A 25,271-nucleotide genomic window follows, 5' to 3' on the forward strand; every position below is an offset into this window, starting at 1 on the left:
CTCCATGACGACACCGACGCATCGACCTGACCCGGGCTCCGGGGACGACGGGGACGGGGACCGCTTCCCGGACGAGGGGTACTCCCCCAACGGGCACTCCGATACGAGCCGCGCCTGGCAGCCACTCGGCCGCGACGTCGCGCCGCCCGGCGGCGCCGTACCGCCCCCCGTCCCGCCTCCGCTGCCCGCGTACGACCCGCCGCGGCCCGCCGCCACCGACAACCACAGCGTGGCCGACCGGGTCATGCCACCGATAGGCGTACCGGGCGCCTCTCCCGGCGGTGTCAGGATCGGCGTGTGGGGAGCCTCCGGTTCCGGGAAGACGACGTTCCTGGGCGCCGTGCCGATCGCCGCGATGCAGCATCAGCGACGCGGCCGGGCGAACCTGGTGGTCGCCGGGATGGACCCCTCCTCCGCGGAGTTCCTGCACGAAAGCGTGGATCAGCTGGTGTCGGAGCAGCGGTTCCCGCAGGCGACCCGGGCGCAGCGCGACCTCCGGTGGTCGTTCTCCGGCGAGCTGCCGGGCGCCCGGGGCCTCCGTGCCCGCCGGGTCAATTTCGCGCTCGAAGTGCTCGACCTCCCCGGGGAAGCGTTCAACCCCAGGTCCAACCAGGTCGGCGAGGAGCTGCACGACCGGGCCGTGACCCATCTGACGAACTGCGGCGGCCTTGTCTATCTGTTCGACCCGCTCCTGGACGCCAACCAGCAGACCGCGAGCATCAATTACTTCTTCGGGATGGCCAGTCAGATCGCCGGCCGGGTACGGGACGAGGGCCGTCTCCTCGCCAACGGCCGGCTGCCGCACCACGTCGCGGTGTGCATCACCAAGTTCGACCACCCGGATGTCTTCGAGCCGGCGCTGCGGGCCGGCTGGGTCACCCAGGAGCGCACGGGCGACATCCCGTGCGTCCCCGACCACCAGGCACCGGGCTACTTCGACTGGATGTGCGACAGCTTCCGCGGCGGCAGCGCCCGCCTGGTCCGTGACGCCCTCCGCAACTTCTTCCACCCCGCCCGGATGTCCTACTACGCCAGCTCCGCCATCGGCTTCCGGCTCAACCCCCACAACCAGTTCGACTACCGCAGTTACGTCAATGTGGAGCCGGACGGCGGGCGGATCTGCGGCTCTCCGCCGATGCCGATCAACATCATCGAACCGCTGCTGTCCCTTGAGGGAGGCCTGCGGGGCACGGCCGACCGGCCGCCGCGCGGCGGCAGGCTGCGGTGGGGGCGGAGGTGAGCGGGCCGCGGACCGGGCCCTCGGTGCGCGCCGCCTGGTCCCTCCAGGGCAAGGCGCCGGGCCAGGTGGCCTACGACGTACAGGCGGGCAGCGTGGAGCCCCGGATCGCCCAGAAGTACTTCTGGGCGGCGTCCACGGAGACGCCACGCCCCGACCGGGCCCACGCCCCCGACGCGCTGCCCTGGGTGGCGTTCCTCGGCGGTATCGAGGCCGGCAGGCCCGCGACCGGCCTGGTGGAGACCGTGTGGTCGGGCGGGCGGGACGCCACCGGCCGGATCAGCTACTCGGCCCGGCTGCTGCTCCTCGACTGGCAGCCGGCCGCCGACGCGGGGCTCACTTGGTCCTCGCTCTACAACGCCGCGCTGGACGCCGAGTGGCCGGCCATGGGCGCGGACGCCCCGCACCCGCCGTACACCGTTCTCGGCGCGGCACCCGTCGATGTCGCGGAGCTGGCCCGGTACATCGACCGGAGCATCGGGTTCGAGTGGGCGGCGCGGTCCGCCGCGCTGCTCCTTGAGGGGCGGCATGTGGCCATCACCCTCTCCCCCGACCACGCCCATCTGAACGCCGTCACCCGGGTCGCCGTGCTCGACGGGATCTGCGCCCTGCTGCCGTACGGCAGCCGCGCCTGGCTGACCGCCGCGACCTGGGCCGGGCACGGCGCCGACCACGAGCTGCGGCTGACCTTCGCGCTGCGCCCCAGGGGAAACCAGTGCCATGCCGTACTCGCCGGGCAGCTCCCGCAGGAGCCCGGCACCCAGCACGGCCGTGCCTACCTGGCGGAACTGCTGGGCCTGAGGCAGAAGAAGGGCATCGAGACCCTGCTCACCCACCTGCTGTCCCATCGCGACCCGCTCACCCCGCACGACGCCGAACAGGCTCTGCGGCACCTGCGGGACCTCGACCTCCTGTCGGTGGTGGTGAGGGACATCGACCGGGGCGTCGGCCAACTGCGCGATGTGGCACGACTGCTGAGCCTGAGCCCGTTCAAGAACCTGACCGAGCGGGAGGCCACCGCGGTGGCGCGTCATCTGGCGCGCCGCACCCTGCCCGGCGCCTGCTCCGAGGCGGAGCGGGAGCAGGCCCGGCGCCTGCTTCTGGAGCACTGGACCCCGCGGGTGAGCAGGGCCCTCGCGGACGAACTCAACTCCTGGCCCGTCGAGAGCCGGACACTCAAGCGGGTGTGTGCCGTCCTCGATCTGGCAGCCGCCGCCGGACCCCGGGACCGGCGGGCCCACGCCGTGGTCCTGGCCGGCTACCTCGACGGGGGCGCGGCGGCCGGGACGCCGGAGGGCCTGCGGTCGCGGAGCGAACTGCTGCATGCCCTGCGGCAGGGGCTGGACGAGGACACCGCCGCCGCCGTGCGTGCCGTCCTCGTCCGCCGTCCGCGACTGACCCTTGACTGGCTCGACGTCAACGCCGAGCGGAACACGCTGGACGACCGGATGGTCCGGGAACTGCTGCACCGGCCGCACACGGCGAGCGAACCGGCCTACTCACCGGACACGGGGATCGAACCGCCGTACTCGCCGGACACGGGGATCGAACCGCCGCGATGGCCGGGCGCGGAGGGCGAGCGGAAGGTGCCGGACTGGCTGCGCGCCGTCGCCCTGATCCACCGCGAACCGCCGGCCGTCCCCGCCGACCGGGCCGCCATCGACGCGTTCGCCGGAATCTCCCCGACGGCCTGGCGCACCGGACTCAGCCTCGCCTGCCACGCCCGTAATCCGGACGCGCTCTCCTCGCTTCACCCGGAGCTGTACGAGGTCGCGGTGGGCCGGAGCGGTACCGACGCGGACCGGGATTTCCTGCTCCGCCGCATCGACGTCCTCGTACCGAAGCGGCCCCACCTTGCCGGGGGGCACGCCGCCTGGGCCGATCTGCTCCAGCTCCTTGTGCTCGGCTGGGGCATGCAGCGGTCCCGCCTCATCGCGGACGACGACAGAGCGGCCGCCGAGTACGCCGCGGTCCTGAGGCGGGAGGTGCCCCAACTGGAGCTGTCGAGCCGGGGGGAGGCCGCGCTGACCTCGGGGCTGGTCGGTGAACGGCTCGACCAGGTGCCCTATCCGGTGCTGTGGGAGCTGACCAACCCCCAGAAACCCTCGGACGAGGGCGGTCTGAAGAATCTGGAAGGCCCGCTGCTCGACCGGATCGCCGAGCTGTTGAAACGCGCCGGGGACTGGATCACCCGTGGCATGCCCGCGCAGTGGGAGCAGCGCCTGCGGAACCACCCCGACCTCCAGTGGCTGGCCCACACCGCCGAGATCCGCCGGCTTGTCGCCACCCGTACCACCGCTCCCGAGGCGCTGGGCGACGCCATCGTGGTGGCCAGCCCCAACTCCCGGTACGTCAGGGGCGCGCAGCAGATCGTCGAGTATCCCTCGGCCGTACTTGAGGCGATCGCGCCGTGGCTCCACGATCACGCGGGACACGGCGAGTCGGTCCATCGACTGGCCGGGCACCTCAACCGGCACTCCCCGCAGCGGTACCTCGGCGACCTGCTCTACTACTCCATCGCCCAGCTGCGGTTCGGTGAACTGATCCGGGAACGGGCACTGGAACGCCACCAGGAGCTGAAGGACAGCGTCGAACGCGCGATCAAACTCCTGGACCGGAAGCCGTCCCGCAGGCAGACGACAACGCCCGTGCCGGGGTCCCCGCCGGTACCACCGGGACCCTCCGGAGGCCGCCCGTACAGCGACCTGTCCCGCCGGGCACCCGTCACCGACCCCGGCCGGGGCAAGGGGCCCCGGCTGCCCTGGCTGCGGCGCCGAGGTGGTGACCAGGCATGAACCGGCCGCACGCACTCGCCCTCGACATCGGCACCCGCTACGCCCGGCTCGTCGTCGCGGCGCCCGGCGCCGGGCCGCCGCGCCCGGTATCGCTGCGCGGAGACATACCCGGCGAGGGACTGCCGCTCTCCGCCGCCGCGCGCGGCGGGCCCATCGAGGCGCTGCGCGAGGCGTACGGTGCCTACCGCGCCGAGTACGGTCCGCCCGCCGGGGCCGTGGTGGTCCTGCCGCGGCGCGACGCGCGCGAGTTCGCCGGGCCCGCGACGGCCGCCCTCGCCGCGGACGGCTGTCCACGGGTCCGCGCGATCGGCACCGCGCACGCCCTGCTCGCCCTGGTCCGGCACACCGCGGGCGGGACGGCCGGCGCCGGGGAATACCTCGTGTGCGATGCCGGGGCCCGCGCCGTCGACGCCGCTCGCTGCACACTGGCCGGCTCCTCGGTACTGCTTCGTGCCACGGCCGAGGAGACCGGCTCAAGTGGCCTCCTGGGAGCGGAACTCGACAGGGCGATCCTCACCGCCGCCGGTCTGTCCGACGACGAGGAAGGGCACCGCCGCCTTGCGGCCGCGCGCCGGGACGATCCCGGCGGGCGCCGTCTGGGGCTCGCCGTGGACCAGGCGATGAGTCGCCCCGACCCCTTCGACGACACCGTGGTCTACCGCCTGGCCGGCCGGGACATCACCGCGGGGATCGTACGGAGATCGCTTCTCCCGCTGATCGACGCGGTACGCCGGGCCCTGGCCGAGATCGCCGCGCCGCCCGGCGCGGCCGAGCCGCCCCCACTGCTGCTCGCCGGAGGTCTGGCCCGACTCCTGCCGCTCGCGAAGCAGTTGGGGAGGAGTCACCGGCTGCTTCCGCTGCCCGGGGAGGTGGACTCCGGGTACGCGGCGGCGGTCGGCGGCGCCCTTGTGGCCGCCGGGCTCGCCGACCCCGGCGACCGCTACCCGTACGCCGTACGTATCAGTACCCACAGCCGTACGGCCGGACGACCGCACACCGAGGAGCTTGAGCTGTCCGCCCCCGGGGCCCTGGAGCCGGGCGGTGACACCGTGTTCGCCGTACGGGCCGGCCGGCCCGCCGAGGTACTTCCCGACGCGGCGGCCGGGCGCCCGCTGCGGGTCGAGGCCGTCAGCCCCGACGGCCGCCCGGTCCCGCTGCCGGACATCACGCTGCCCACCGGTTCGCCGGAAGGGCTCTGCCGGGTCGGTGTCCGGGTCGCCGCGGACGGGGCGGCGGCCCTGGTGCTGCGCCCGGTCGCGGCGGGCCCGGAGACCGAGACCCGCGTACCGCTCGGCCCACTGCCCGTCCCGCCCGAAACCTGATCCGTCCCCACCGCCCCTGACCAGACCGCCCTGACCAGACCGCCCTGACCAGACCGCCTCTGACCAGGTGCCGCGCCCGAGGAGCCCTCACTTGATGAACAAGCCGCCGTCGCGAGCGAGAACAGGACACGCGCGCGTCCGCACCGTCCACCGCGCCGTCTCCGGGCTGGCCGCCCTGGGGCTCACGGCCTTGGCCGCCACGATGTCCGGGGCGGCTCCGGCAGCCAGGGCGACTCCGGCAGCCGGGGCGACTCCAGCGACCGGGGCGACTCCCGCGATCGCCCGTACGGACATCGGCGGGGCCGTCGTTCCTGCCAAGGCCGGACCGGAGCCCGGCCGTACCGAGATCTACACCGAGCTCGGCCTGGACGAACTCCCCGCCGACTACGTCATCCTGGTGGATGTCTCCGGCTCGATGCTGAGCAAGGGGCGGTACGCGTCGGTGCGGTCGGCGCTGCTGCCGTTCCTGAAGAGCCTGTCGCCGCGGGACTACGTCGCCCTGTTCACCTTCGGGAACAAGGCCGAGACGGTCTATCTGGGCCGCCCGTCCGATCCGGCGGGCATCGTCGACAAGCTGCCCGCCCGCGCCGGTCCCTCCGGTGTGCGCACCGACATCGGCGCCGCCCTGGACCGTGGCCTGGGCGAGCTGGAGCGGCCCGGCGCCGCCGAGGTCGGGTCCGTGGTGATGTTCACCGACGGCAAGCACGAGCCGGCGAAGGGCTCCAGGTATCCCAAGGCCGACGGACCGGCCTGGGACGCGCTGCGCGACCGGGGCGCCGAGCTGGCCGGCGGACGCGAACTGGCCGCCTACTCACTGCCGTTGGTGACCGACGAGTCCGGCACCGCGCAGTTGGCCCGCGTCGTCCCGAAGACCACCGAACTGCGCCCGGAGTCCGTGCAGGACCTCGACGAGTATCTCGGGCGGGCCGCCGAGCGGGCCCGGACGCGCAAGGCCGCGCGGCTGATCGCGGAGGACGCGGGCAAGGGCGTCACCGCCGCGTGGTCGCCCGCCGGGACGTTCGACCTGGGCGACGGCGGGGCAGCGGCCACGCTGACGCTGACCGCCACGACCGAGCGGGTGCCGCTGACCGTGACCGGCCTCAGGGCGACCCTGAACGGACAGCCGCTCACCGTCACCGGCCTGCCGGACCGGGTGTCCCTGAAGCCGGGCGCGCAACGGCGGTTCGACGTCCAGGTGCGGGGCGAGCCCGACGCCGGCGCGCTGCCGGTCCGGCGGACCTGGGAGGCCGAAGCCGGCCTCACCGTGCACGGCGAGGTCGCGACGCCCTGGGCGGCCACCCTCGACGACGTGACGTTCAAGGTGCCGGCGGCGGTGGACGGTCCGGACAAGGGGATACGGCTGCGGGCCGAGATCGGCTCGCCGCTGGCGCTTCCCCTGCTGATCGGCGTGCCGGTGGCGGCCCTCCTCGGGGTCCTGCTGCTCTGGCTGCGGCGTAACCGGCCGGTCCTGAGCGGCGTACTGGTGCTGTATCCGGCCTCGGCCCCGGACTTCGAGGACCGCCCGCGAGACCATGTCGTCCTGCGCGGGCGGCGGTTGACGCTCGTACCACCGCGGATCGGTGGCAGAGGCAGCGTGCACGGCCGCCGGTTCCGGGCGGACGACGGCCGTCGCGGGATCGCGCTGCACCTCCGCTACAGCCCGGACGGCACACCGGCCCGGAGCGCGAACGCCGTCTGCCGGCCGGGCGACGACGTGGTGATCAACGGCATCACCTTCGCCTACCGGCCGGACCGCGTCGGGCCGCCCGGGGCGTCGGCCGCAGCGGCGGCCGGTGCGGAGACCGGCCCCAAGCCGATCCCGCGGCCCGGATCACTTCCGCCGAGCGGGGACGGGCCCTGGCTCGGCGCCCCGCCGCGACCGCCCGAGCCACCGCTCGCGCAGCCGGCCACCCAGCCCCCCGCGCAGCCATTCGCGCAGCCGCCCGCGCAACGCGACCGGCGCGCGCCCTCCGAACCGGAGCTGCCATGACCGGCCAGGACCTCAACGTCGCCGCCACCCGGATCGGCACCCACGCCCTGGGCCCCGGGCGGCGGTCGGTGGTGTGGGTGCAGGGCTGCCCGTTCCACTGCGCGGGCTGTCTGGCGCCGGAGTGGATCCCGAACCGCCCCGCCCGCCGCGTGGACCCCGCCGAGCTGGCCGGCGAACTGCTGGCCGACCCCGGCGTGACGGGTCTGACGCTCTCCGGCGGCGAGCCGATGGCCCAGGCCGCCGGGCTCGCCGCGCTGGTCCGCGCGGCCCGCGCGCGGCGCGACCTCTCGGTGATCTGCTTCACCGGCTACCGCCTGGAACGGCTGCGAGCCCGGCCGCCCTCAGCTGGGGTCACCGAGCTCGTCGGACTCCTGGATGTGCTGATCGACGGCCAGTACGTCGCCCGCCTGGACGACGGCAAGGGGCTGCGGGGCAGCGGCAACCAGCGCGTCCACCACCTCACGCCCCGGCTCGCCGGATGCGGATACGACTTCACCGGCCGGCCGCGTACCGCCGAGATCACTGTGGACGGGCCCACCGCCCTGCTCGTCGGGGTGCCACCCCCGGGGCTGCTCGCGGCCTTCAACTCCGCTGTGGAGAAGGCCCGTTCGCGGCTGAGCCTGCCCGGGACACCCGAGGCGACGCCCCCAGCACCTCCAGCGACGCCACACCCCACCGACGACACACCTCAGCGACCCCGGCGCCCCCGGGCGGGGACCGAGGACAACCGACCAGCGGACAACCGACCAGGTGAGGACGACTGACCATGAGCGGCATGAAACGCATCTTGGTGGACGAGACAGCGTGGTACCAGGCCCAGCGGGCGGCCCAGAACCTCAAGCAGGTACGGCGCGACGTTCCCCGGCTCCTCAATGAGGTCCGGCGGCGGACCGAGGCCGACCAGGCCCGTACCCGCAAGGCGTTGGAGAAGCACACCCGCCGGACGGAACAGGCGCTCTCCGGCCTCTCGGCCCAGACCCAGCGGCTGGAGCGGGACACCGACCGCAGGCTGCGCGAGCAGTCCGAGCGCCTGCACCGGGAACTGCGCGGGACGGCGGAACGCCTCGAACGCGACACCCGTACCGCGCTCGACGAACAGCGCACGGCCCTGGAACGTGAGCTCGCCGCCGAATGCGACCAGCGCCGCCGCGACATCGCCGGCCTCACCGGACACGTCAACGAGCTCACCGGACGCGTCGACGAGCTCGCCGGGAGCCGCGAGCGCGCCGCGAGCGCCACCCGGGGCTGGCTCTCCGACGGTGTCACCATGTCCGATTTCATCGCCACCACCCTGCCGCACGAACGCCACGCCCCCGGCAGACTCGACCGGCTCCGCCTGGATCTCGACACCGCGCGGCAGAACAGCGACATCGGCCAGTACGAGGCCGCGCTCGCCCTCGCGCAGCGCGCCTACCTCGACCTCAGCGAGCTGCGTCTCGACATCGAGCACCGGGAGCTGGAACGGCGGCTCGCCGCGACCGCGGCCACCGACGCCCTGGTCCTGGTCGAGACGCTGATCACGGAGAACGAGGTCAGGCCGGTCATGGGCCCCGACGGACAGCCGCTGCCCGGGGTCGAACTCGACGTGGACCACTGGTCGGAGGGCGAGCTCAAGGACCTGCGCGAGCACCTGGCCGAACGGCTTTCCCTGGCGAGGAACGACGCCACGACCGCCGCCGAGCAGCGCGAACTGACGGCCGAGGCAGCGGACTTGGAGCAGCGGCTCGGCGAACTCGTGGACCGGGCCGGCATGCGGCAGCTCGCCTCCCAGCTCCGCGTGAACCTCGCCGACTCGGTGGCCGAGACGCTGTCCCGTATCGGCGCCTATGAGCTGACGGACTGCGAATACCTGGACGAGGACGAGCGCCGCTCGTACCACGCCGTCCTCCAGCACGCGAACGGCAACGAGATCGTGGTGCAGGTCCTGCCCGCGCCGGACGGTGAGACCGGACAGGTGCTGCGGGTCCTCTCGTACGACTACGACACGGTCGCGGAACGTGAGATCAGGGACCGGGCCGAGGCGGTGCAGCGCGCGCTCCAGGAGGACGGGCACCCGACCGGTCCCCTGGAGACGGAGCCCGGCGTCCCGGACCCGGTGGCCACCGACCTGAACCGGTTCCGGCTGGGCAAGCGCGCCGCGCCCGGTGCCTCCTCATGACCGGTCGGCTCGGCTCCCGCTTCGCTGACCTGCGGTTGAGTACCGGCGAGCCGTTCACCGTGTTGTACGGGCCCGGCGTGGACGACACCTTCATCGGCACCGACTACCGGGAACGAGACCTGGACGCCTCACTGTGGCATCTGCTGCGCGCCGAGTCCTGCGCGTATGTGGCGTACAGCTCCCAGCGCCGGCCGCTGTACTTCCTGGACCCGGACTCCGAGGAGCGGTCCCGGCCGGCCGGCCGCGCCCGAGCGGCCGCGCCGGCGCGGCCGTCGGCGGGACCGGCGGGACCGGCGGGGCACGCGGGATCGGCCGGATCGACGGGGGAGGCGGGATCGGCGGGGCCGGGCCTGATGCGCCATCCCCGTCTGCGCGGCCCGCTCGGCCGGCTGGTGGTCCGTCCGCCCGCCGAGGCGCGGAACGCCGGGCCCGCCGGGGAGCGCACCACCGCGCCCGCCGAGCCCGGACCGCCGCGCACCCTCTCCGACCCCTTCACCGTCATGACCTTGTCCGGCTATCTGGCGAACCCCCCGCGCCGCACGGCCGTGGTGTTCACCGACGCGGAGAGCACGCTGCGGCACACCGACGCCACGCGCCCCCTGAACACCTTCTTCGGCGACTGGGCACGGCACGGCGATTACGATCACCCGGTCGTCCTGGTCTTCGCGCGCGCGACGTTCGACGCCTGCGTGGAGTACGTCGAGTCGCTGAGTGGCTACCCCGGCCTGGTCGCCCGGCTGCGTCGGCGGGGCGCGCCCTCCGCCCGTATCGGGTATCCGGACGAGGCCGAACTGCACCGCCTCGTACAGCGGTTGCGACTACGCCACGGACTCCGTATCGCCAACTGGCGCGAACTGGACACCGTGGTACGGGCGATGGCGGCCCAACCGCTCACCGTGAAGAACTGGCGCAGCCACCTGCTGTCCCTCGGCGACACTCCGTTCAGCCGCAAGGAGCTGGCCGAGCGTGGCTGGCTGCCCCGCTCCGCCGGGCCCGGTACCGGAACATCCGCCGACCGGGACACGCGGTCGGCCGAAGAGCGGCTGGCCGACCTGCCGGGCCTGGAGCCCGTGAAGAAACATCTTGAGGAGATGCGCCGGCGGGTGGTCAGCGAACGGCTGTTGCGCGCGCGGGGGCGCGGCACCGGGGCGGCGACGGCCTCCCCCCACATGCTGTTCGCCGGTCCGCCCGGTACCGGGAAGACCACGGTGGCCCGGCTCGTCGGCGAGATGTACCGGGAGCTGGGCGTGCTGAGCAAGGGCCATGTGGTGGAGGCACGGCTCGACGACATGATCGCCGGTTACGTCGGACAGACCGCCGCCCGGGCCAACGCCGTGATGGACGAGGCCATGAACGGAGTGCTGTTCCTCGATGAGGTGCACGGCCTGAACAGCGAGAACGGCGGCTTCGACCGGGACGTCCTGAAGCCTCTGATCACCCGGCTGGAGAACGACCGGGACCGGCTCGTGGTGATCGCGGCCGGCTACCCCCACATGATCGATGAGTTCCTCGCCTCCGACCTCGGCCTCCCCCGCCGGTTCGGCCATCGCATCACCTTTCCCGACTACCCGCCGGACGTCCTGCACACCATCCTGCTGGGGAACCTGGAGGCAAGCGGCCTGATCTGGGACAAGACGCTGGCCGGGCAGCTGCTTCAGGTCGTCACCGAACTGCACGCCACGCGCCGCCCCGACTTCGGCAACGCCGGCACCATGCGCGAGCTCAGCAGCAGGATCTTCACGGCCTGGGCCGCCCGGGTCGGCGAAGACATCGATCAGCCGCTCTCCATCGAGGACCTGCCGGAGGACTGCCGCCCGCCCGCGCCACCGCCCGACGACGGCACGCTGCTGTCCGGCCTGGACGACATGGTCGGCCTCGCCTCGGTGCGCGAGGCGATCACCGCCCTGGCGGACCGTATCCGGCTGCGCCAGGCCCGGGGCAGAGACCTGCCCGCGCCCCCGCACCTGCTGTTCTCGGGGCCGCCCGGCACCGGCAAGACCTCCGTGGCACGCGACGTGGGCACGATGCTCCGCGGCCTCGGGCTGCTGCGCCAGGGTCATGTCGTCGAAGTCACCCGCGTCGACCTGGTCGGCGAGTACGTCGGTACGACCGCGCCCCGGGTCCGCGAAGCCGTGCACAAGGCACTTGACGGGGTGCTCTTCATCGACGAGGCGTACAGCCTCACCAGCGGCTCCGCCATTCACGGCGCCGACTTCGGCAAGGAAGCCATCGACACTCTGGTCAGAGAGATGGAGCACTGGAACGACCGGCTCGTGGTGATCGCCGCGGGCTATCCGCGCGAAATGGACGAGTTCCTTCGCAGCAACAGCGGTCTGGCCTCCCGCTTCACGCTGCGCGTGGAGTTCCCTTCGTACAGCACCGAGGAGCTTGTCGAGGTGCTGCGCCGGAGCGCCGAGGCCGAGGGCTACCTCCTCACACCGGAGGTCGCCGAGCGGGCCGGGCGATGGCTCGACGCCCGACGGCGAACCGACCCCACCGGCTTCGGCAACGCGCGCGAGGTACGTGGCCTGCTCGCCGCCATGGAGACCGGTCTCGGCCGCCGCTCGCGACCCGGCGCGGCCGGGACCGGCCCGGACGGGACCGCCCCGACCGCCGCGACCGCCGCGACCGCCGCCGACAACTCCACGTTCACCGTCGACGACGTCCCCGTCCCTGAAGGCTGATCGCCGGTCGCCGGTCGCCGGTCGCCGGGAAACCGAGCCCATCCAGCGTTCTTCGAGGACGAGCCCGGCGGGGCGACCCGCCGGGCTCCCGCCCCTACTCCAGCGCCTCCCGCAGCACCCGGTCGATCTCGGTCAGATGCCGCTCCACATCGGCGGCGTCCGCGCGCGCCCGTTCCAGCGCCGTCCCGCCGTCGGTATGACGGGCTCCACGGCCGTCGCCGCGGCCGTCGCCGTTGACCCGATCGTCCCGCGCGGACAGCGCCTCCGCCAGCTCCCGGTCCGCACGGGCATAGCGCCTCAGCTCCGGAATCCGGTCGCCGAGCTCGGCGCGGATCTCGTCGAGGCGCCGGCGCAGCGTATCCAGCTCGGAGTTGGCCCGCGCCAGCTCCCGTTCCTCCGCGGCGAGCCGTTCGCCGCTCTCATCGGCCCGCCGCAACGCCTCACGGACGCGCGGCCCGAGAGCGTCCAGCTGATCCTCGCTGAGCCGTACCAACGTGTCGCAGTCCGCGGCCAGGGTCAGCTCCTCGGAGTTGTCCCGGCCACGCAGCGCCTCCAGCCGTTCGTCCACCACCCGTCGCTGTCCACCCAGCGCGTCCAGCGTGTCCACCAGACGTTCGAGCCGGCGCAGCTCCGCGATCCGCTCCCGCAACTCCTCGTGGTCCGCGAGACGTTGACGCAGCTCGTCCTCGGTGGCGGCAAGCCGCTCCAGGGCCGTCCGGTCGTCGTGGAGCCGCCCGTGGAGTGCGGTGAGTTCCGCGAGCCGCTTGTCCAACTGCTCCGTCAGCCGCTGACCGGGCCGGGCGGCCGCCACCAGGCGGGGCGCCTCGGCGGCCAGCGCCGGCAGCTCCTCCAGCGCGTTGAACAAGCCGAACACCCCCTCAAGCGCGGCGACGCCGTCGCCGTCGCGTGCCTCCGCGAGCGCCGCCGCGGCCCACCGGATCGAGGCCCCCAGCGCCGAAAGGGCGGCTGAGGCTCCGGCACCGTCCGTGAGCGCGCCCCGTAGTTCCTGACGGGCCCGCCCACCCGGGGACATGTCGTCCGCGGCCGTCATCCGCACCCCCAGATTCCCTGTTCATATCGCTGTCCGAGCAGCGTAGCGCCGAAGTCGCGGCCGGATGGAGTACTTGCCCGGCCTGGCTTCGCGCGTCCCGCCGATGGCGCGAAAACCTCCCTCATTCCACCGAATTCGTCGGCGCGGCAGCCCTGTTCGGATCTAAACTGCGCGCGGAGATCCCGCCCGCGCCGACGGACACCCGTCCCGCACAGGAAGGCGACCCCGTGCCCGTACCCCGCCCCACACCGGAAAGCACCCCCGCACCGGCCCCCGGCGGCCCGCACCCCGTGGAACCCGTCCTGACCGCACCGGTGTTGGCCCTGCTCGGCGATATCGCCGCCGCCGAGCAGAAGCCGCGGGAGGCTCGCCACTGGTACCTCCGCGCCCTGGACGCCCCTGACAGCGACCGGGCGCACGACCTCGCCCGCGCGGCCCTCGGAACCCTTCTCGAATAGCGGGCCGGATCAACCGGACCGGCGACAAAACCCACTGCCAATGCCGTGTTGCGCGTATCAGAACTCAAGATGTACGGATTCACCGGCGGATGACGCATTATGCGGATAACGGTGAGGTTATGAGTGCCGAGTTCGGTTGCTGTGACCTGTGGCGGTGATATTCGGCCAGGCGGCGGCCAGGACGCCGTGTCGACCACGGCATCGAATTGAGGAACCCCCGGATCAGGGCCCGAATTATATTTTCGGCGGATTCGCACTCGCCGGGCCGGCCGGATGGTGTTGACGACTGGTTGACATCAACCTTCTGGAAGCTGCTGAACACCGCGCTGTCCGTACCGGTGGTGCCGGCGAACATGTCCGTGGGCGTCTGGCAGTACGGCAGCAGCGATATGGAATTCCTGTCGACCGACCCGCTCGGGACGTTCGTGAAAGCGATGTCGATGGCGGCGTTCACCATCGCCGCCCAGGTGGACTGGGCCGACAACGACCGCCGCGGCAAGGGCGACTGGAACACCACGCTGGAGACGTACGTCGACTCGCTGGGAATCGCGCAGTCGTCGAAGACCAACTTCCTGTACCCGTTCCTCGGCGCGCTGAACGGCACATCGACGGAGCAGAACAGGACGGTGGCCGCTCGGGGCGGCGTGGCGTTCGTCGCCCGGCCGACGACGGTGATCGCCTACCAGCCGTTCCCCTACCACAACGCCCGTGACGGCCTGAAGGCCGTGGCGGACAAGATGCGGTAACGCCGGTACTGACGCGGCGCCCCCGACAACGCCGCGCCCGGTCAGAACACCCGAATCGGGATCTCGGCCGGGTCGGTGAGCAGATCGAAGATCTCGTCGTCCAGCCGGACCAGTGTCACGGAGGCGCCGGCCATGTCGAGCGAGGTGCAGTACTCCCCCACATAGCTGCGCCCGATCTCGATGCCGCGCGCGGCCAGCTGCTTGTGGGCCAGGCCGTACACGAGGTACAGCTCGCCGATCGGTGTGCCGCCGAGGCCGTTCACCATCAGTGCGACGCGGTCACCGGAGGAGTACGGCAGATCGTCCACGACCGCGCTGACGAGCTCGCCCACCATCGCGTCCGCCGACCGTAGCTTCTCGCGCTTACGGCCCGGTTCGCCGTGGATGCCCACGCCCATCTCGACGGCGTCCTCGGGCAGGTCGAACAGCGGCGAACCCTTCGCCGGCGGCGTGCACGCGGTGAGCGCCATGCCCATGGTGCGCGTGACGGCGTTGACCTTCTCCCCGATCCGGTACACGTCGTCGAGGTCCGCGCCCCGCTCGGCGGCCGCGCCGACGGCCTTCATCACGAAGAAGTTGCCGGCCACCCCGCGCCGGCCGACGGTGTACGTCGAGTCCTGTACGGCGACGTCGTCATCGATGAAGAGAGTACGGACGGTCACCCCGTCGGCCTGCGACAGCTCCTCGGCCATCTCGAACGCCATCCGGTCCCCGGTGTAGTTGTTGACCAGCAGCAGCACCCCCTTCGGGGAGGCGACCAGCTTGACCGTCTCGTAGACGAAGTCGGCGGGCGGCGCGGCGAACACGTCGCCGGGACAGGCGGCGTCGAGCATCCCCTTGCCGACGGTCATCACATGCGCCGGCTCGTGACCGGATCCGGATCCCTGCACGATGGAGACCTTGTTCTCCCGGGGGGTGTCGGCGCGCATGATCAGGTTGTACTCGGGCACGTACTTCAGGGTCTCGGGGTTGGCCAGGGCCAGTCCCTCCAGCATCTCCGCGACGTAGTCCTTCGGGTCGTTGACGAACTTCTTCATGCCGTAACTCCTCCTGGTCCTGCCGTTCCCGGGTGCCGGGTGCCGGAAGCCGGTCCGGGCCGCCCGGCCCGGTGCCCGCCGTCAGTCGCGTACGTCCCACTCGGCGGCGACGCGCTCCGCCATGACCGCGATCGCCACCGCGCCCGGGTCCGGCGAGCCGATGCTGCGCTCGCCGGTGTAGCTCTGGCGTCCGCGTCTGGCTCGCATGGGCGCCGTCGCGTCGGCCGCGGCGCGGGCGGTCGTGGCGGCCAGGGCGGCGAGTTCCGCACCGCCGGGCGCCGGTTCGCCGTCGGCCACCCGCTGCTCCAGGGCGTCGGTCATCGGTATCAGCGCGTCCAGCAGCGTCTTGTCACCGAGGTCGGACCTGCCGCGCACCTTGATCCCCTCGGCGGCGGCCCGCAGCATGGCCACCGCGTCCGCGGCGTTCAGCTCCGGCCGGTCCTTCACGGCCCCGGCGGCCCGCAGGAAGGCGGTGCCCCAGAGCGGCCCCGATGTGCCACCGACCCGCTTGGAGATCACCAGGGCGACCTTCTTCAGGAATTCGGCCGGCGAGTCCGAGGCGAGGGCATCCCAGTCGGTGAGCACGATCTCGAAGCCACGGGCGAGCGAGTACCCGAAATCGCCGTCTCCCGCGACGGCGTCGAGGTCGCCGAAGGCCTTTTCGTTGTCCACCGCGGTCCGGGCGATGGTACGGACGACGAAGGTGAGGTCGTCGGCGGCCGTCGATGACGGTGGCGTTGGTGATGACGGTGGCGTTGGTGATGACGGTGGCGTTGGTGATGGCGTTGGTGATGGCGATGGCATGACTCTCCTGACTGCCGCGACGTCAGTGCGGTCGAGGACGGGGACCGGGCGGGCCGGGATCGAGCGGGCCGTACGACTCGTCGCCACCGGCGGTGAGCAGGACGGCCAGGTCCGCGAGCACCACCCAGGGCCCCGGGCGGACGCCGAGTGGATCGCTCAGCACCCGGGTGACGGTCTCCTCGGGCGGCGGATCGCCGAGCGAGGTGACCACCAAGGAGGCTCCGGTGAAGTCCTCCCCGCCGGTGTAGGCGCTGGTCGTGACCGCGCAGGCAAGCCCGGCGCCGAGGGCGGCCAGCATCCCGTTACGGCTGTCCTCGATCGCGACGACGTCCGCGGTGTCCAGGCCGAGCCCGCGCACGGCGAAGGCGTAGATGTCCGGGGCGGGCTTCTTCCGCTGGACCACGTCCCCGGCGAAAACGCTGAAGCGGGCGGCCAGTTCCGGCCCCATGGCGAGTTCGAGCACGCTGCGGACGGACGCCTCCGCGGAGGTGGAGGCGACCGCGAGCGTCCATCCGGCCTCGTGCGCCGCCGCGGCGATCCGCCGCACGCCGGGCCGGGGCGGAATGCCGCCGCCACGGATGATTCCGGTATAGATCTCGGTCTTGCGCCGGTGCCAGCCGGCGACCCGCTCATCGAGTGCGGCCGGGTCGGAGGGCAGACCGGCGGCGGCGACGAAGTCGGGGGTCAGCAGCGTCCGCATCCGCTCCTTGCCGCCGCCGACCTTCACTTTCTCCGCGTACTCCGCGTCGCTCCACCGCACCGGCAGACCGAATTCCGCGAACGTCTCGTTGAAGGCGGGCAGGTGCCCGTCGCGTTCGGTGTCGGCGAGGACACCGTCGCAGTCGAAGATGAGCGCGGGCACGGCTAGCCCGCCCGCCCGGCGCTGCCGAAGAGCCTCATCAGCGAACCGGCCAGCTCGATGACGTCCTGGCGGACGGTCCGGAAGAGCGACGGCGGATCCCATTTCCGCCGCTCCGCCGCCGTCCGCAGGAAGGCCAGGTTCGACTTCATGTACGTCTCCTTGAGGGCGGTCGAGATATTGACCTTCGCGCACCCCCGGGAGATCAGGTCGCGGAACTGTTCGTCGGACAGTCCGCTGCCGCCGTGCAGCGCGATCGGCACCGGATAGGCCGCCACGAGATCGGACACGCGCTGGGCGTCGAGCACCGGCGCCTTCTTGTACGACCCGTGTGCGTTCCCGATCGCCGGTGCGAAGACATCGACCTGTGTGGTCCGCAGGAACTCCAGCGCGACCGCGAGGGTCTGCCGCTCGGCGGCGGCGTCGCTGCCCACATCGTCCTCGACGCCCGTGATCGACTCGATCTCGCCCTCGACCGCGGCCCCGTACGCGCGGGCCTCCGCGACGACCTCGACGGTCTGCCGCATGTTCTCCTCGACCGGCAGCTTGGAGGCGTCGAAGAGCACCGAGTTCCAGCCCCGCCGCAGGCACTCGGTGATTACCTCGCGTTCCGGACAGTGATCCAGGTGCAGGGTGACGGGCACCTCGATGCCGGCGGTCATCGAGGTCCACATGGCGTAGAGGACATCGCTTCCGATGGACCTGACCGTCTTCACGGAGGTCTGCACGATCAGCGGCGAGGCGTTCTCCACCGCGGCCGCCAGCACGGCCTCCAGCGTGAGGTCGTTGAACACGTTGATGGCCGGTACGGCGAAGCGCTCGTCGAAAGGCTTGGCAAGGATCTCGGTCAGCGGTGTCACACCCACGACGCCTCCACGCATCCGCCCCCGCTCCTCCATTCCACGCCCGCGCACGGCACCGCGCCACTTTTGGCCGCTGCCCCGCCGGCGCCCTCCGGCCCGGCGGCGGGCGCGTACTCCCGTGGGAGTACGGGGTGGCCCGGGCCACCCGTGGGAGTACGCCCCGCCTCCCCCTGCGGCGTGACGAATTGCTCCGTTCCCCGCGTGAGACTGAAGTCTCTCAATTAAGATTGATAGCTAACAAACATTGACCTCAAGGGAGGGCCCCGTGAGAGACATGGAGCACCGGAGTGGCAAGCGACGACGGGCCCTGCCCTGGGCGATGCTCGGGCTGTGGATCGCCCTGCTGGCCTTTACCGCGCCCTTCGCGACGAAGCTCGGTGACGTCCAGGAGAACCGGGCGGTCGACTACCTGCCGGCCAGCGCCGACTCCACGCAGGCCGCCAAGATCCAGGACAGGATGCCGGGCGGCGAGGCCACGTCGATCATCGTGGTCTACCACCGTGACGGCACCCTCACCGAGGCCGACAAGTCCAGGGCCGCGGAGCAACTGGCCCGGATCGACGACGGCTTCGAGCTGACCGTCACCCCCCAGGCCGTGCCCTCGCAGGACGGCTCCACGGTGATGTACCCGGTCAGCACGACCGCGCCCGGCCAGGACGACGAGAAACGCGACGCGTTCGTCGCCGACGTACGGGACATCGCCCGCGGCGGGGAGGGCATGACGGTGGAGGTCGGCGGTCCCGACGCCATCTCCACCGACGCGCGCGAGATGTACGGCTCCGTGGGCGGGCCGGTGCTCTACACCACCGTCGCCGTCGTGGCGATCCTGCTCATCCTCATCTACCGCAGCCCGTTCCTGTGGCTGGTCCCGCTCGCCGTCGCGGGCATCGCCGACTTCATGTCGATGGGCGCCGCCTACGGCCTGCACCAGCTCTTCGACACGACCATCAGCAGCCAGAGTTCCAGCGTCATGACGATCCTCGTGTTCGGCGCGGGCACCGACTACGGACTGCTCATCGTGGCCAGGTACCGGGAGGAACTGCGCCGCGTCGAGCAGCCGTACGACGCGATGCGGGCCGCGCTGCGCGGCTGCGGACCGGCCGTGGTCGCCTCGTCCGGGACCGTCGCCGTCGGCCTGCTGTGCCTGCTCTTCGCCGACCTGGGCAGCAGCCGCGGCATGGGCCCGCTCGGCGCCCTCGGAGTGCTGTGCGCGCTCGCCGCCATGATGACGCTGCTGCCCGCCATCCTCGTCCTGCTGGGCCGGCGGGTGTTCTGGCCCTCGGTGCCTGCGTACGGGTCGCGGCCGAAGGTCCGCCGCTCCCTGTTCGCCGCGATGGGCAGCTCGGCGGGCCGACGGCCGCTGACGGTGCTCCTCAGCGGTGCCGCGGTGCTCGGCGCGCTCGCCCTGGGCACCTTCAATCTGCCCGAAGCGCTCAAGCAGGAGGACTCCTTCAACAAGAAGCCCGACTCGGTGGCCGCCATGCAGACCCTCGCCGCGGCCTTCCCGGAGCGCGGTACCGAGCCCGTCGTCGTCACCGCGACGACCGCCCGGGCGGACACGGTGCTCGACACCGTGCGCGGTGTGTCCGGTGTGCGCAGCGCGGAGCGCGGGCGCAGCGGCGAGGGCTGGACCGAGGTCTCCGTCGTCACCGACTCGGTGCCGCAGACACCGGGCGAGACCGCCACGATCAAGGCGCTGCGGTCCGCGCTCGACGGTCAGGACGCCTATGTCGGCGGTCCCAGCGCGGAGCAACTGGATCTGAAGGAGACCAACGACCGCGACCGCGACATCGTCGTACCGATCGTCCTGTTCGCCGTCCTGCTCATCCTGATCGCCCTGCTGCGCAGCCTGGTCGCCCCGCTGATCCTGCTCGCCGCCGTCGTCGCCGTGTGGGGTGCCTCGCTGGGCATCGCGGGCCTCGTCTTCGAGCCGCTTCTCGGCTTCGGGGGCACCGATCCGGCTCTGCCCCTGCTGTCCTTCGTCTTCCTGGTCGCCCTGGGCGTGGACTACGGCATCTTCCTGATGCACCGGATGCGTGAGGAGTGCCTGAGCGGGTCCGACCCCGGTACGGCCGCGCTCACCGCGCTGCGCACGACCGGCGGCGTCATCGCCTCCGCGGGCCTCGTCCTCGCCGCGACGTTCGCCGTGCTGACCGCCATGCCCATGGTCCAGCTCATCGAACTGGGCTTCGTGATCGCGGTCGGCGTGCTGCTCGACACGTTCCTGGTGCGCACGTACCTGGTGACGAGCGCGAGCGTGGCCCTGGGCCGCAAGGTGTGGTGGCCGGGCCCGCTGTCCAGGACCCCGGTGCTGCCGCCCACCGAGCGCGAACGGGACCTGTCCCCCACTTCGTGACCGCCCACGGGCGCCCCCGGTCTCCGGGGGCGCCCGTCCGACAGAGACGGACGGTGTGGCTGTGAGCACCACCATGCGGCGCCCCGACCCGGGCGCCCCGACGTCGCGAGGGACCCTGCGCGGCGACTTTCTGCTCTCCGCGCTCCTGGTCCTGAGCGCGGTCGCCCTCGCGCGGTTCGCCCAGGACCAGGGGCGCGCCCCCGACGCGCTGGGCTGGACACTGCTGGTGGCGGCGCACGTCCCCATGGTGTGGCGGCGCGCGGCGCCGACGCGTTCGTTCCTCGCCATGACCGCCTTCCTCGTCCCGTACCACGCGCTCGACTACCACCACGGCGCCCTGGTGGCCGTGTCCATGGTCTCCCTCTACACCTTCGCCGCCACTCAGCCCGTCCTGCGCTCCCTGCTGGCCGGCGTCGGTGTCGTCGGTCTGGTGCTCACGGTCAAGTTCGCGCAGGGCCTGACCGAGGCCGCCCAGGAGCTGCGCGTGTCCGGCTGGATCGTCGCCTTCGTCGCCTTCGGGATCTGTGTGCGCTACCACCGGCAGAACGCCGCCGCCGCCGTGGAGCGGGCCGTGCGCGCCGAGCGCTCCCGCGAGGAGGAGGTGCGCCGCCGGGTCGCGGAGGAACGCCTGGGCATCGCCCGCGATCTGCACGATCTGCTGGCGCACAGCATCACGCTCGTCGGCGTGCGCACCTCCGTCGCCGCCCATGTCCTGGACGCGGATCCGCAGCGCCTGGACCGCGCCGCCGTCGCCCGGGCCCTGGAGGAGATCGCGGAGACCTGCCGCTCGGCGCGGCTCGAACTGCGCGCCGCGCTGGAGGTCCTGAGGTACGGCCCGGACAACGGCCGTGACCCGCTGCCCGGTCTGGGCGCCCTGCCCGACCTGGCCGCCGCCACGCGTGCCTCGGGTGCCCCCGTGACCCTGGAGGTGCCGGAGACACTGGAGGCACCGCCCGCCGTGGGCGCGGCGGCGTACCGCATCGTCCAGGAAGCACTGACCAACGCCGTGCGCCACGGCGGCCCGCGCCCCGCGATCCGCGTCTCGGTGCGCGAGACGGACGGGTCCCTGGACATCGAGGTGACGAACCGGTCCGCCGGGCGGCTCCCGCCCGCTCCCCACCCTCCGGGGTTCGGGCTCATCGGCCTGCGGGAACAGGCACGCAGCGTGGGCGGCACGCTGCTGGCGGGCCCGGGCGCCGGCAACGTCTTCACGGTGCGCGCGACGCTGCCGCTGGCCGGGGCCGCCGGCCGGCCGGGCCGGGGCCTCGGGGACGCCGGGCCCACCAAGAACCCCAAGGCCGGCAGGGCCCACAAGATCAGTACCGGCCCTCGTGACACGGCCTCCCCCGCCGGGCGGGCCCTCGCCGGGATGATCACGCCCGCCGCCGTCGCCGTGGGGGAATCCGGTACGGAAAGAGGAAATCGATGACCGTTCCCATTCGCGTTCTGCTCGCCGACGACCAGACGCTCGTACGGGCCGCCTTCGCGATGCTCGTCGCGTCGGCCCCCGACATGGAGGTCGTGGGCGAGGCGGGCTCCGGGCGCTCGGCCGTGGAGCTGGCCCGCGCCACGCGGGCCGACCTCATCGTGATGGACGTACGCATGCCCGATCTCGACGGCATCGAGGCGACCCGGCTGCTCGCCGCCGACGAAGACCTCGCCGGCGTCAAGGTGCTGATGCTGACGACGTACGACACCGACCAGCATGTCGTCGAGGCGCTGCGGGCCGGTGCCTCCGGCTTCCTCGTCAAGGACACCCGGCCCGCCGAACTCCTCGACGCGATCCGTACGGTGGCCACCGGTGACGCCCTGCTCTCACCGGGACCGACCGCACGCCTGATCGCCCAGGTGCTGCGCGTGCCCGTCACGGACCAGAGCTCCGCGGCGCCCGCCCGGCTCGCCGCGCTCACCGGCCGGGAGCGCGAGGTCCTGGTCCTGGTGGCCCGCGGTCTGAACAACACGGGGATCGCCGAATCACTCGGGCTGAGCCCGCTGACCGTCAAGACCCACGTCAGCCGGATGATGGGGAAGCTGGACGCGCGGGACCGGGCGCAACTGGTCATCGTGGCCTACGAGTCGGGCCTGGTACGGCCCGGCACGGAGGGGGACGCGCCGGCGTGCCACTGACGGCCGCCGGCCCGACCCGCTGGACCGGACAGGACCTAGGTCCTGTCTTCAAAGTCCCGCCTGCTCGGAGGCGTCCGGCACGCACGCTCGCCGCGTTGTCGGGATCACCCCAGTACATCCAGTACTGGGGTGACCCTCCGCCTTGCGATCGCACGCACCGGACGCCTCCGAGCCCACCCTCCGGGCGGACGGCGCTACTTTGAAGACAGGACCTAGCGGGTCGGGGCCGTTAGAAGTGGTCGGGCAGCCAGGGCTCGAACTGTGCCGTGCTGCGGACGAGGTTCGTGAGCGCCTTCTCCGATGTGGCGTGGACTCCGGCCATGCGGGCCGAGGTGGTGGATCGGTAGCCGCCGGCGTACCAGACCGCGAACTGGCGCCGTGTGAAGACCACCTGTCCCTCGATGTGGGTGGGGATGATCTCGGCTGCTCCGTCACTGACCTGGAGCATCCACCGGGCCCAGTCGCCGGTCTCGTTCTCGATCTCGATCGGTACGGCGGCGGTGAGGTCGGTGGGCCACCCGCGGAGCCGGATGGCCTCGGAGGTGTTGAGGATGCGGAGCATCCAGGGGTGCCAGGCTTCGGCGGTTGTGCGGTGGTGGCGGAGTCCGTGGAGGAGGGTGGGGTAGGGCGGGAGGGCGCCGCGCCGGAACTCGATCGTGCGGGCGCGGGTGTTGTGGTGGCCGAGGAAGGCGAACATGGCTGCGGCGGTGGGCTGGCCGGCGGCCCAGAAGTCATGGACGACCAGGCTCATGCCGTGGCGCTCGTGCCGTTTGGTGGTGAGGCTGAGCAGGCCGGTGGTGGGGTGGCCGGGCCGGGCGAAGCGGTAGGTGGTGAGGTTGCTCTTGTCGTGCTTCCACCGGGGCCACCAGGTGGGTCGGTGGACGGGGCCGTTCCACTGGCGGGCGAGGTCGCGTTGGAGGGCTTCGGCTTCGTCGGTCAGTCCGTGTTCGGCCTCGAAGTCCTCATTGGCGAAGGAGCGTTTGAGGTCGTCGGTGGCCACCGCCCAGGCGAGGACGCCGGTGGGGGCTTCCCATCCGAGGCGGCGGGCGTAGCCGGTGGAGGAGGTCACGATCGCGGAGATCACCGCTCCGCGTTCGATCAGGGGGCGCAGTCGTTCGGTGGCCATGTCGGCGGCCAGGTGCTCGCCGCGCTCCTCGGGGGCCACGCAGCCGTCGCCGAGGCAGGCGCTGGGGACGGGGGCGCCGCCGAAGAACTGATCGACGAGGAGGCCCAGTCCGCCGGCGACGACCCGGCCGCCGCGAACGGCGACCTGAAGGTCGGCGTGCTCGCGCAGGTGGGTGATGTCCCCGACCGGGTGGCCGTAGGCGCGGGTGGCGAGCCGGTCGTACTGCTCCCACAGGCCGTCGTCGGCCGGGGTGAAGGTCAGCTGCTGGTTCATGGTCCGCCCTCAGTAGTGGGTGGCGTCGCGGGCGGCGTCGGCATCCAGAGGCACGAGGAAGGTGCGGGTGAAGGCCAGGACGCTGGTGTTGTCCTGGTTGTGTGCGGTGGTGTGGCAGGTGATGACCCCGGTGTCGGGTCGGCTCTCGGAGATTCGGCGGGTGAGGATCTTCGTCTCGGCGTACAGGGTGTCGCCGATGTGGACGGGCGTGGTGAAGCGCACGTGGTCGACGGCGAGGTTGGCGGTGGTCAGGCCGCTGATGCTGCGGACGGTCATGCCGGCCACGAGGTTGAGGGTGACGCCGGAGCAGACCAGGATGCGGCCCCACCGGGTCTGGCTGCTGTAGTGGGCATCGGTGTGGATGGGTGCGACGTTGCCGCTCAGGGCGACGCCGAGGAGGTTGTCGAGTTCGGTGACGGTCCGGCCGGGCCGGTGTTCGATGGTCAGGCCGGGGGCGAGTTCGGAGTAGGCGAGGCCGACGCTCTCGCGGATCCGCTCCTCACCGATCTGTCGGTAGCTGTGGGGCAGGTCGGCGCTCATGACGTACGGTCCGTTTCGGCGACGAGCGCGCGGGCCCGGTTGAAGAAGGGGGTGCCGCGCATCTGCCCGTCCACGGTGGTCACCCTTCCGCCGCCGGCGTCGGCGGCCGCGACGATGGCGCGGGCCTGCGCGATCTCCTCGGTGGTCGGGGTGAAGACCTCATTGATGACCTGTACGTGGCGGGGGTGGACGCAGCCTTTGCCGTAGAAGCCGAGTTCCTTGGCCCGTTCGGCGTCGCGGCGCAGGATGCCGGGGTCGTCGAGTTCCCAGGTGGGGGCGTCGATGGCGGGGATGTTCGCGACGGTCGCGGCGTTGATGAGGGCCGAGCGGGCGTAGTGGAGGGTTTCCCAGCCCAGGCCGCAGCGGACGGAGGCGGCGTAGTCGGCAGAGCCGAAGATGACGCCGCCGAGCCGGGGTGCGCGCATGATCGCGGGGAGAGTGTCGAAGGCCCGGGGGCTTTCGATCAGCGCCCAGATGTCGGGGGTGTAGCCGTCGGCGTCGAGTACGGCGGCGACGAGTTCGATGTCGCGGGGGGACTCCACCTTGGGGACCACGATGAGGTCGGGCCGAGCGGTGTAGGCGGCGAGGGCGGCGAGGTCTTTGATGCCGTCGATCGTCGTGAGGCTGTTCATCCGGATGCCGAGGGTGCACGGCGGGTCGGAGTGGGCGAAGAACGCTTCGGAGGTGGTGCGGGCGGTCTGCTTGTCGGGGAGGGCGACGGAGTCCTCGATGTCGACGACAGAGACCGCGGCGCCGGACTTCCGCGCGTTGGCGAAGCGGTCTTCGTGCAGGCCGGGGGTGATGATCCAGACCCGTCCGGGCCGACTGATGTTGCTGGTCATGGG

General features: G+C 72.3%; 20 protein-coding genes. 12 read left to right on the forward strand and 8 right to left on the reverse strand.

All coding sequences use genetic code 11. The annotated features are described in order from the left end of the window. The first annotated feature begins 4 nt into the window (after window positions 1-4). From ACFRMN_RS11945 to ACFRMN_RS11975, 7 genes are all read left to right on the forward strand, one after another. Entirely contained in the window at window positions 5-1,240 is a 1,236-nt protein-coding gene (locus ACFRMN_RS11945) for a hypothetical protein (RefSeq protein ID WP_383017105.1), read from the forward strand. Then, a complete protein-coding gene (locus tag ACFRMN_RS11950) occupies window positions 1,237-4,032 on the forward strand; it encodes a hypothetical protein (RefSeq protein ID WP_383017108.1) in 2,796 nt (931 codons plus the stop codon). Before ACFRMN_RS11945 ends, ACFRMN_RS11950 begins: the two co-directional genes overlap by 4 nt. After that, window positions 4,029-5,354: a hypothetical protein gene (locus ACFRMN_RS11955; RefSeq protein ID WP_383017111.1), complete on the forward strand. Its 1,326-nt coding sequence runs from the start codon at window positions 4,029-4,031 to the stop codon at window positions 5,352-5,354. Before ACFRMN_RS11950 ends, ACFRMN_RS11955 begins: the two co-directional genes overlap by 4 nt. A gap of 94 nt (window positions 5,355-5,448) precedes the next feature. Continuing rightward, window positions 5,449-7,344 (forward strand): VWA domain-containing protein, encoded by a 1,896-nt coding sequence (locus ACFRMN_RS11960; RefSeq protein WP_383017114.1) that lies wholly within the window; start codon window positions 5,449-5,451, stop codon window positions 7,342-7,344. Continuing rightward, the gene (locus tag ACFRMN_RS11965) at window positions 7,341-8,108 is read left to right on the forward strand and encodes a 4Fe-4S single cluster domain-containing protein (RefSeq protein WP_383017117.1); all 768 of its coding nucleotides are present in this window, start codon (window positions 7,341-7,343) and stop codon (window positions 8,106-8,108) included. The genes ACFRMN_RS11960 and ACFRMN_RS11965 overlap by 4 nt, the downstream gene beginning before the upstream one ends. A gap of 11 nt (window positions 8,109-8,119) precedes the next feature. Further along, the gene (locus tag ACFRMN_RS11970) at window positions 8,120-9,502 is read left to right on the forward strand and encodes a hypothetical protein (protein ID WP_383017120.1); all 1,383 of its coding nucleotides are present in this window, start codon (window positions 8,120-8,122) and stop codon (window positions 9,500-9,502) included. Then, a complete protein-coding gene (locus tag ACFRMN_RS11975) occupies window positions 9,499-12,186 on the forward strand; it encodes an AAA family ATPase (protein ID WP_383017123.1) in 2,688 nt (895 codons plus the stop codon). The genes ACFRMN_RS11970 and ACFRMN_RS11975 overlap by 4 nt, the downstream gene beginning before the upstream one ends. A 94-nt stretch (window positions 12,187-12,280) precedes the next feature. On the opposite strand, the gene ACFRMN_RS11980 is transcribed toward ACFRMN_RS11975, so the two are convergent. Then, the gene (locus ACFRMN_RS11980) at window positions 12,281-13,237 is read right to left on the reverse strand and encodes a hypothetical protein (RefSeq protein ID WP_383017126.1); all 957 of its coding nucleotides are present in this window, start codon (window positions 13,235-13,237) and stop codon (window positions 12,281-12,283) included. A 227-nt stretch (window positions 13,238-13,464) separates the two neighbouring features. Between ACFRMN_RS11980 and ACFRMN_RS11985 the strand changes: the two genes are divergently transcribed. After that, entirely contained in the window at window positions 13,465-13,695 is a 231-nt protein-coding gene (locus ACFRMN_RS11985; protein ID WP_383017129.1) for a hypothetical protein, read from the forward strand. A gap of 290 nt (window positions 13,696-13,985) precedes the next feature. After that, window positions 13,986-14,441 carry a hypothetical protein gene (locus tag ACFRMN_RS11990; RefSeq protein WP_383017132.1) on the forward strand — a complete coding sequence of 152 codons (456 nt, stop codon included), beginning with the start codon at window positions 13,986-13,988 and terminating at the stop codon, window positions 14,439-14,441. Window positions 14,442-14,482: 41 nt separating this feature from the next. On the opposite strand, the gene dhaK is transcribed toward ACFRMN_RS11990, so the two are convergent. From dhaK to ACFRMN_RS12010, 4 genes are all read right to left on the reverse strand, one after another. Beyond that, complete coding sequence (dhaK, locus tag ACFRMN_RS11995; protein ID WP_383017134.1) at window positions 14,483-15,478, reverse strand: dihydroxyacetone kinase subunit DhaK; 996 nt, start codon at window positions 15,476-15,478, stop codon at window positions 14,483-14,485. 81 nt (window positions 15,479-15,559) lie between these two features. Beyond that, window positions 15,560-16,282, reverse strand: a complete 723-nt coding sequence (dhaL, locus tag ACFRMN_RS12000; RefSeq protein ID WP_383017137.1) for a dihydroxyacetone kinase subunit DhaL — start codon at window positions 16,280-16,282, stop codon at window positions 15,560-15,562. Between the two features lie 22 nt (window positions 16,283-16,304). Further along, the gene (locus ACFRMN_RS12005) at window positions 16,305-17,144 is read right to left on the reverse strand and encodes an HAD-IA family hydrolase (protein ID WP_383017140.1); all 840 of its coding nucleotides are present in this window, start codon (window positions 17,142-17,144) and stop codon (window positions 16,305-16,307) included. 2 nt (window positions 17,145-17,146) lie between these two features. After that, window positions 17,147-18,022 carry a class II fructose-bisphosphate aldolase gene (locus tag ACFRMN_RS12010; RefSeq protein ID WP_383017143.1) on the reverse strand — a complete coding sequence of 292 codons (876 nt, stop codon included), beginning with the start codon at window positions 18,020-18,022 and terminating at the stop codon, window positions 17,147-17,149. Between the two features lie 256 nt (window positions 18,023-18,278). On the opposite strand from ACFRMN_RS12010, the gene ACFRMN_RS12015 reads away from it, so the two are divergent. The 3 genes from ACFRMN_RS12015 to ACFRMN_RS12025 all read left to right on the forward strand — a co-directional run bounded on the left by ACFRMN_RS12015 (window position 18,279) and on the right by ACFRMN_RS12025 (window position 22,487). Further along, complete coding sequence (locus ACFRMN_RS12015) at window positions 18,279-20,360, forward strand: MMPL family transporter (RefSeq protein WP_383017258.1); 2,082 nt, start codon at window positions 18,279-18,281, stop codon at window positions 20,358-20,360. Window positions 20,361-20,421: 61 nt separating this feature from the next. Next, on the forward strand, window positions 20,422-21,789 hold the full coding sequence (locus ACFRMN_RS12020) for a sensor histidine kinase (protein WP_383017146.1): 1,368 nt from the start codon (window positions 20,422-20,424) through the stop codon (window positions 21,787-21,789). Beyond that, window positions 21,786-22,487, forward strand: coding sequence for a response regulator (locus ACFRMN_RS12025; RefSeq protein WP_383017149.1), 702 nt, complete (start codon window positions 21,786-21,788; stop codon window positions 22,485-22,487). The genes ACFRMN_RS12020 and ACFRMN_RS12025 overlap by 4 nt, the downstream gene beginning before the upstream one ends. Window positions 22,488-22,716: 229 nt before the next feature. On the opposite strand, the gene eis is transcribed toward ACFRMN_RS12025, so the two are convergent. The 3 genes from eis to ACFRMN_RS12040 are packed head-to-tail and all read right to left on the reverse strand — an operon-like array spanning window position 22,717 to window position 25,268. Then, complete coding sequence (eis, locus tag ACFRMN_RS12030; protein WP_383017152.1) at window positions 22,717-23,886, reverse strand: enhanced intracellular survival protein Eis; 1,170 nt, start codon at window positions 23,884-23,886, stop codon at window positions 22,717-22,719. Between the two features lie 9 nt (window positions 23,887-23,895). Beyond that, window positions 23,896-24,426, reverse strand: a complete 531-nt coding sequence (locus ACFRMN_RS12035; protein WP_383017155.1) for a MaoC family dehydratase — start codon at window positions 24,424-24,426, stop codon at window positions 23,896-23,898. Beyond that, entirely contained in the window at window positions 24,423-25,268 is an 846-nt protein-coding gene (locus tag ACFRMN_RS12040) for an HpcH/HpaI aldolase/citrate lyase family protein (RefSeq protein WP_383017158.1), read from the reverse strand. The genes ACFRMN_RS12035 and ACFRMN_RS12040 overlap by 4 nt, the downstream gene beginning before the upstream one ends. Window positions 25,269-25,271 lie beyond the last annotated feature (3 nt).

The sequence above is a fragment of the Streptomyces sp. NPDC056835 genome, from assembly GCF_042789485.1.
Lineage (GTDB): Bacteria > Actinomycetota > Actinomycetes > Streptomycetales > Streptomycetaceae > Streptomyces.

Coding starts and splice junctions, on each gene's coding strand:
- ACFRMN_RS12035 (WP_383017155.1), bottom strand. CDS start 24,426: ATGAGCGCCGACCTGCCCCACAGCTACCGACAGATCGGTGAGGAGCGG.
- ACFRMN_RS12025 (WP_383017149.1), top strand. CDS start 21,786: ATGACCGTTCCCATTCGCGTTCTGCTCGCCGACGACCAGACGCTCGTA.
- ACFRMN_RS11975 (WP_383017123.1), top strand. CDS start 9,499: ATGACCGGTCGGCTCGGCTCCCGCTTCGCTGACCTGCGGTTGAGTACC.
- ACFRMN_RS11980 (WP_383017126.1), bottom strand. CDS start 13,237: ATGACGGCCGCGGACGACATGTCCCCGGGTGGGCGGGCCCGTCAGGAA.
- ACFRMN_RS11960 (WP_383017114.1), top strand. CDS start 5,449: ATGAACAAGCCGCCGTCGCGAGCGAGAACAGGACACGCGCGCGTCCGC.
- ACFRMN_RS12010 (WP_383017143.1), bottom strand. CDS start 18,022: ATGCGTGGAGGCGTCGTGGGTGTGACACCGCTGACCGAGATCCTTGCC.
- dhaK (WP_383017134.1), bottom strand. CDS start 15,478: ATGAAGAAGTTCGTCAACGACCCGAAGGACTACGTCGCGGAGATGCTG.
- ACFRMN_RS11955 (WP_383017111.1), top strand. CDS start 4,029: ATGAACCGGCCGCACGCACTCGCCCTCGACATCGGCACCCGCTACGCC.
- ACFRMN_RS12015 (WP_383017258.1), top strand. CDS start 18,279: ATGGAGCACCGGAGTGGCAAGCGACGACGGGCCCTGCCCTGGGCGATG.
- ACFRMN_RS11945 (WP_383017105.1), top strand. CDS start 5: ATGACGACACCGACGCATCGACCTGACCCGGGCTCCGGGGACGACGGG.
- ACFRMN_RS11970 (WP_383017120.1), top strand. CDS start 8,120: ATGAAACGCATCTTGGTGGACGAGACAGCGTGGTACCAGGCCCAGCGG.
- ACFRMN_RS11965 (WP_383017117.1), top strand. CDS start 7,341: ATGACCGGCCAGGACCTCAACGTCGCCGCCACCCGGATCGGCACCCAC.
- dhaL (WP_383017137.1), bottom strand. CDS start 16,282: ATGCCATCGCCATCACCAACGCCATCACCAACGCCACCGTCATCACCA.
- ACFRMN_RS12040 (WP_383017158.1), bottom strand. CDS start 25,268: ATGACCAGCAACATCAGTCGGCCCGGACGGGTCTGGATCATCACCCCC.
- eis (WP_383017152.1), bottom strand. CDS start 23,886: ATGAACCAGCAGCTGACCTTCACCCCGGCCGACGACGGCCTGTGGGAG.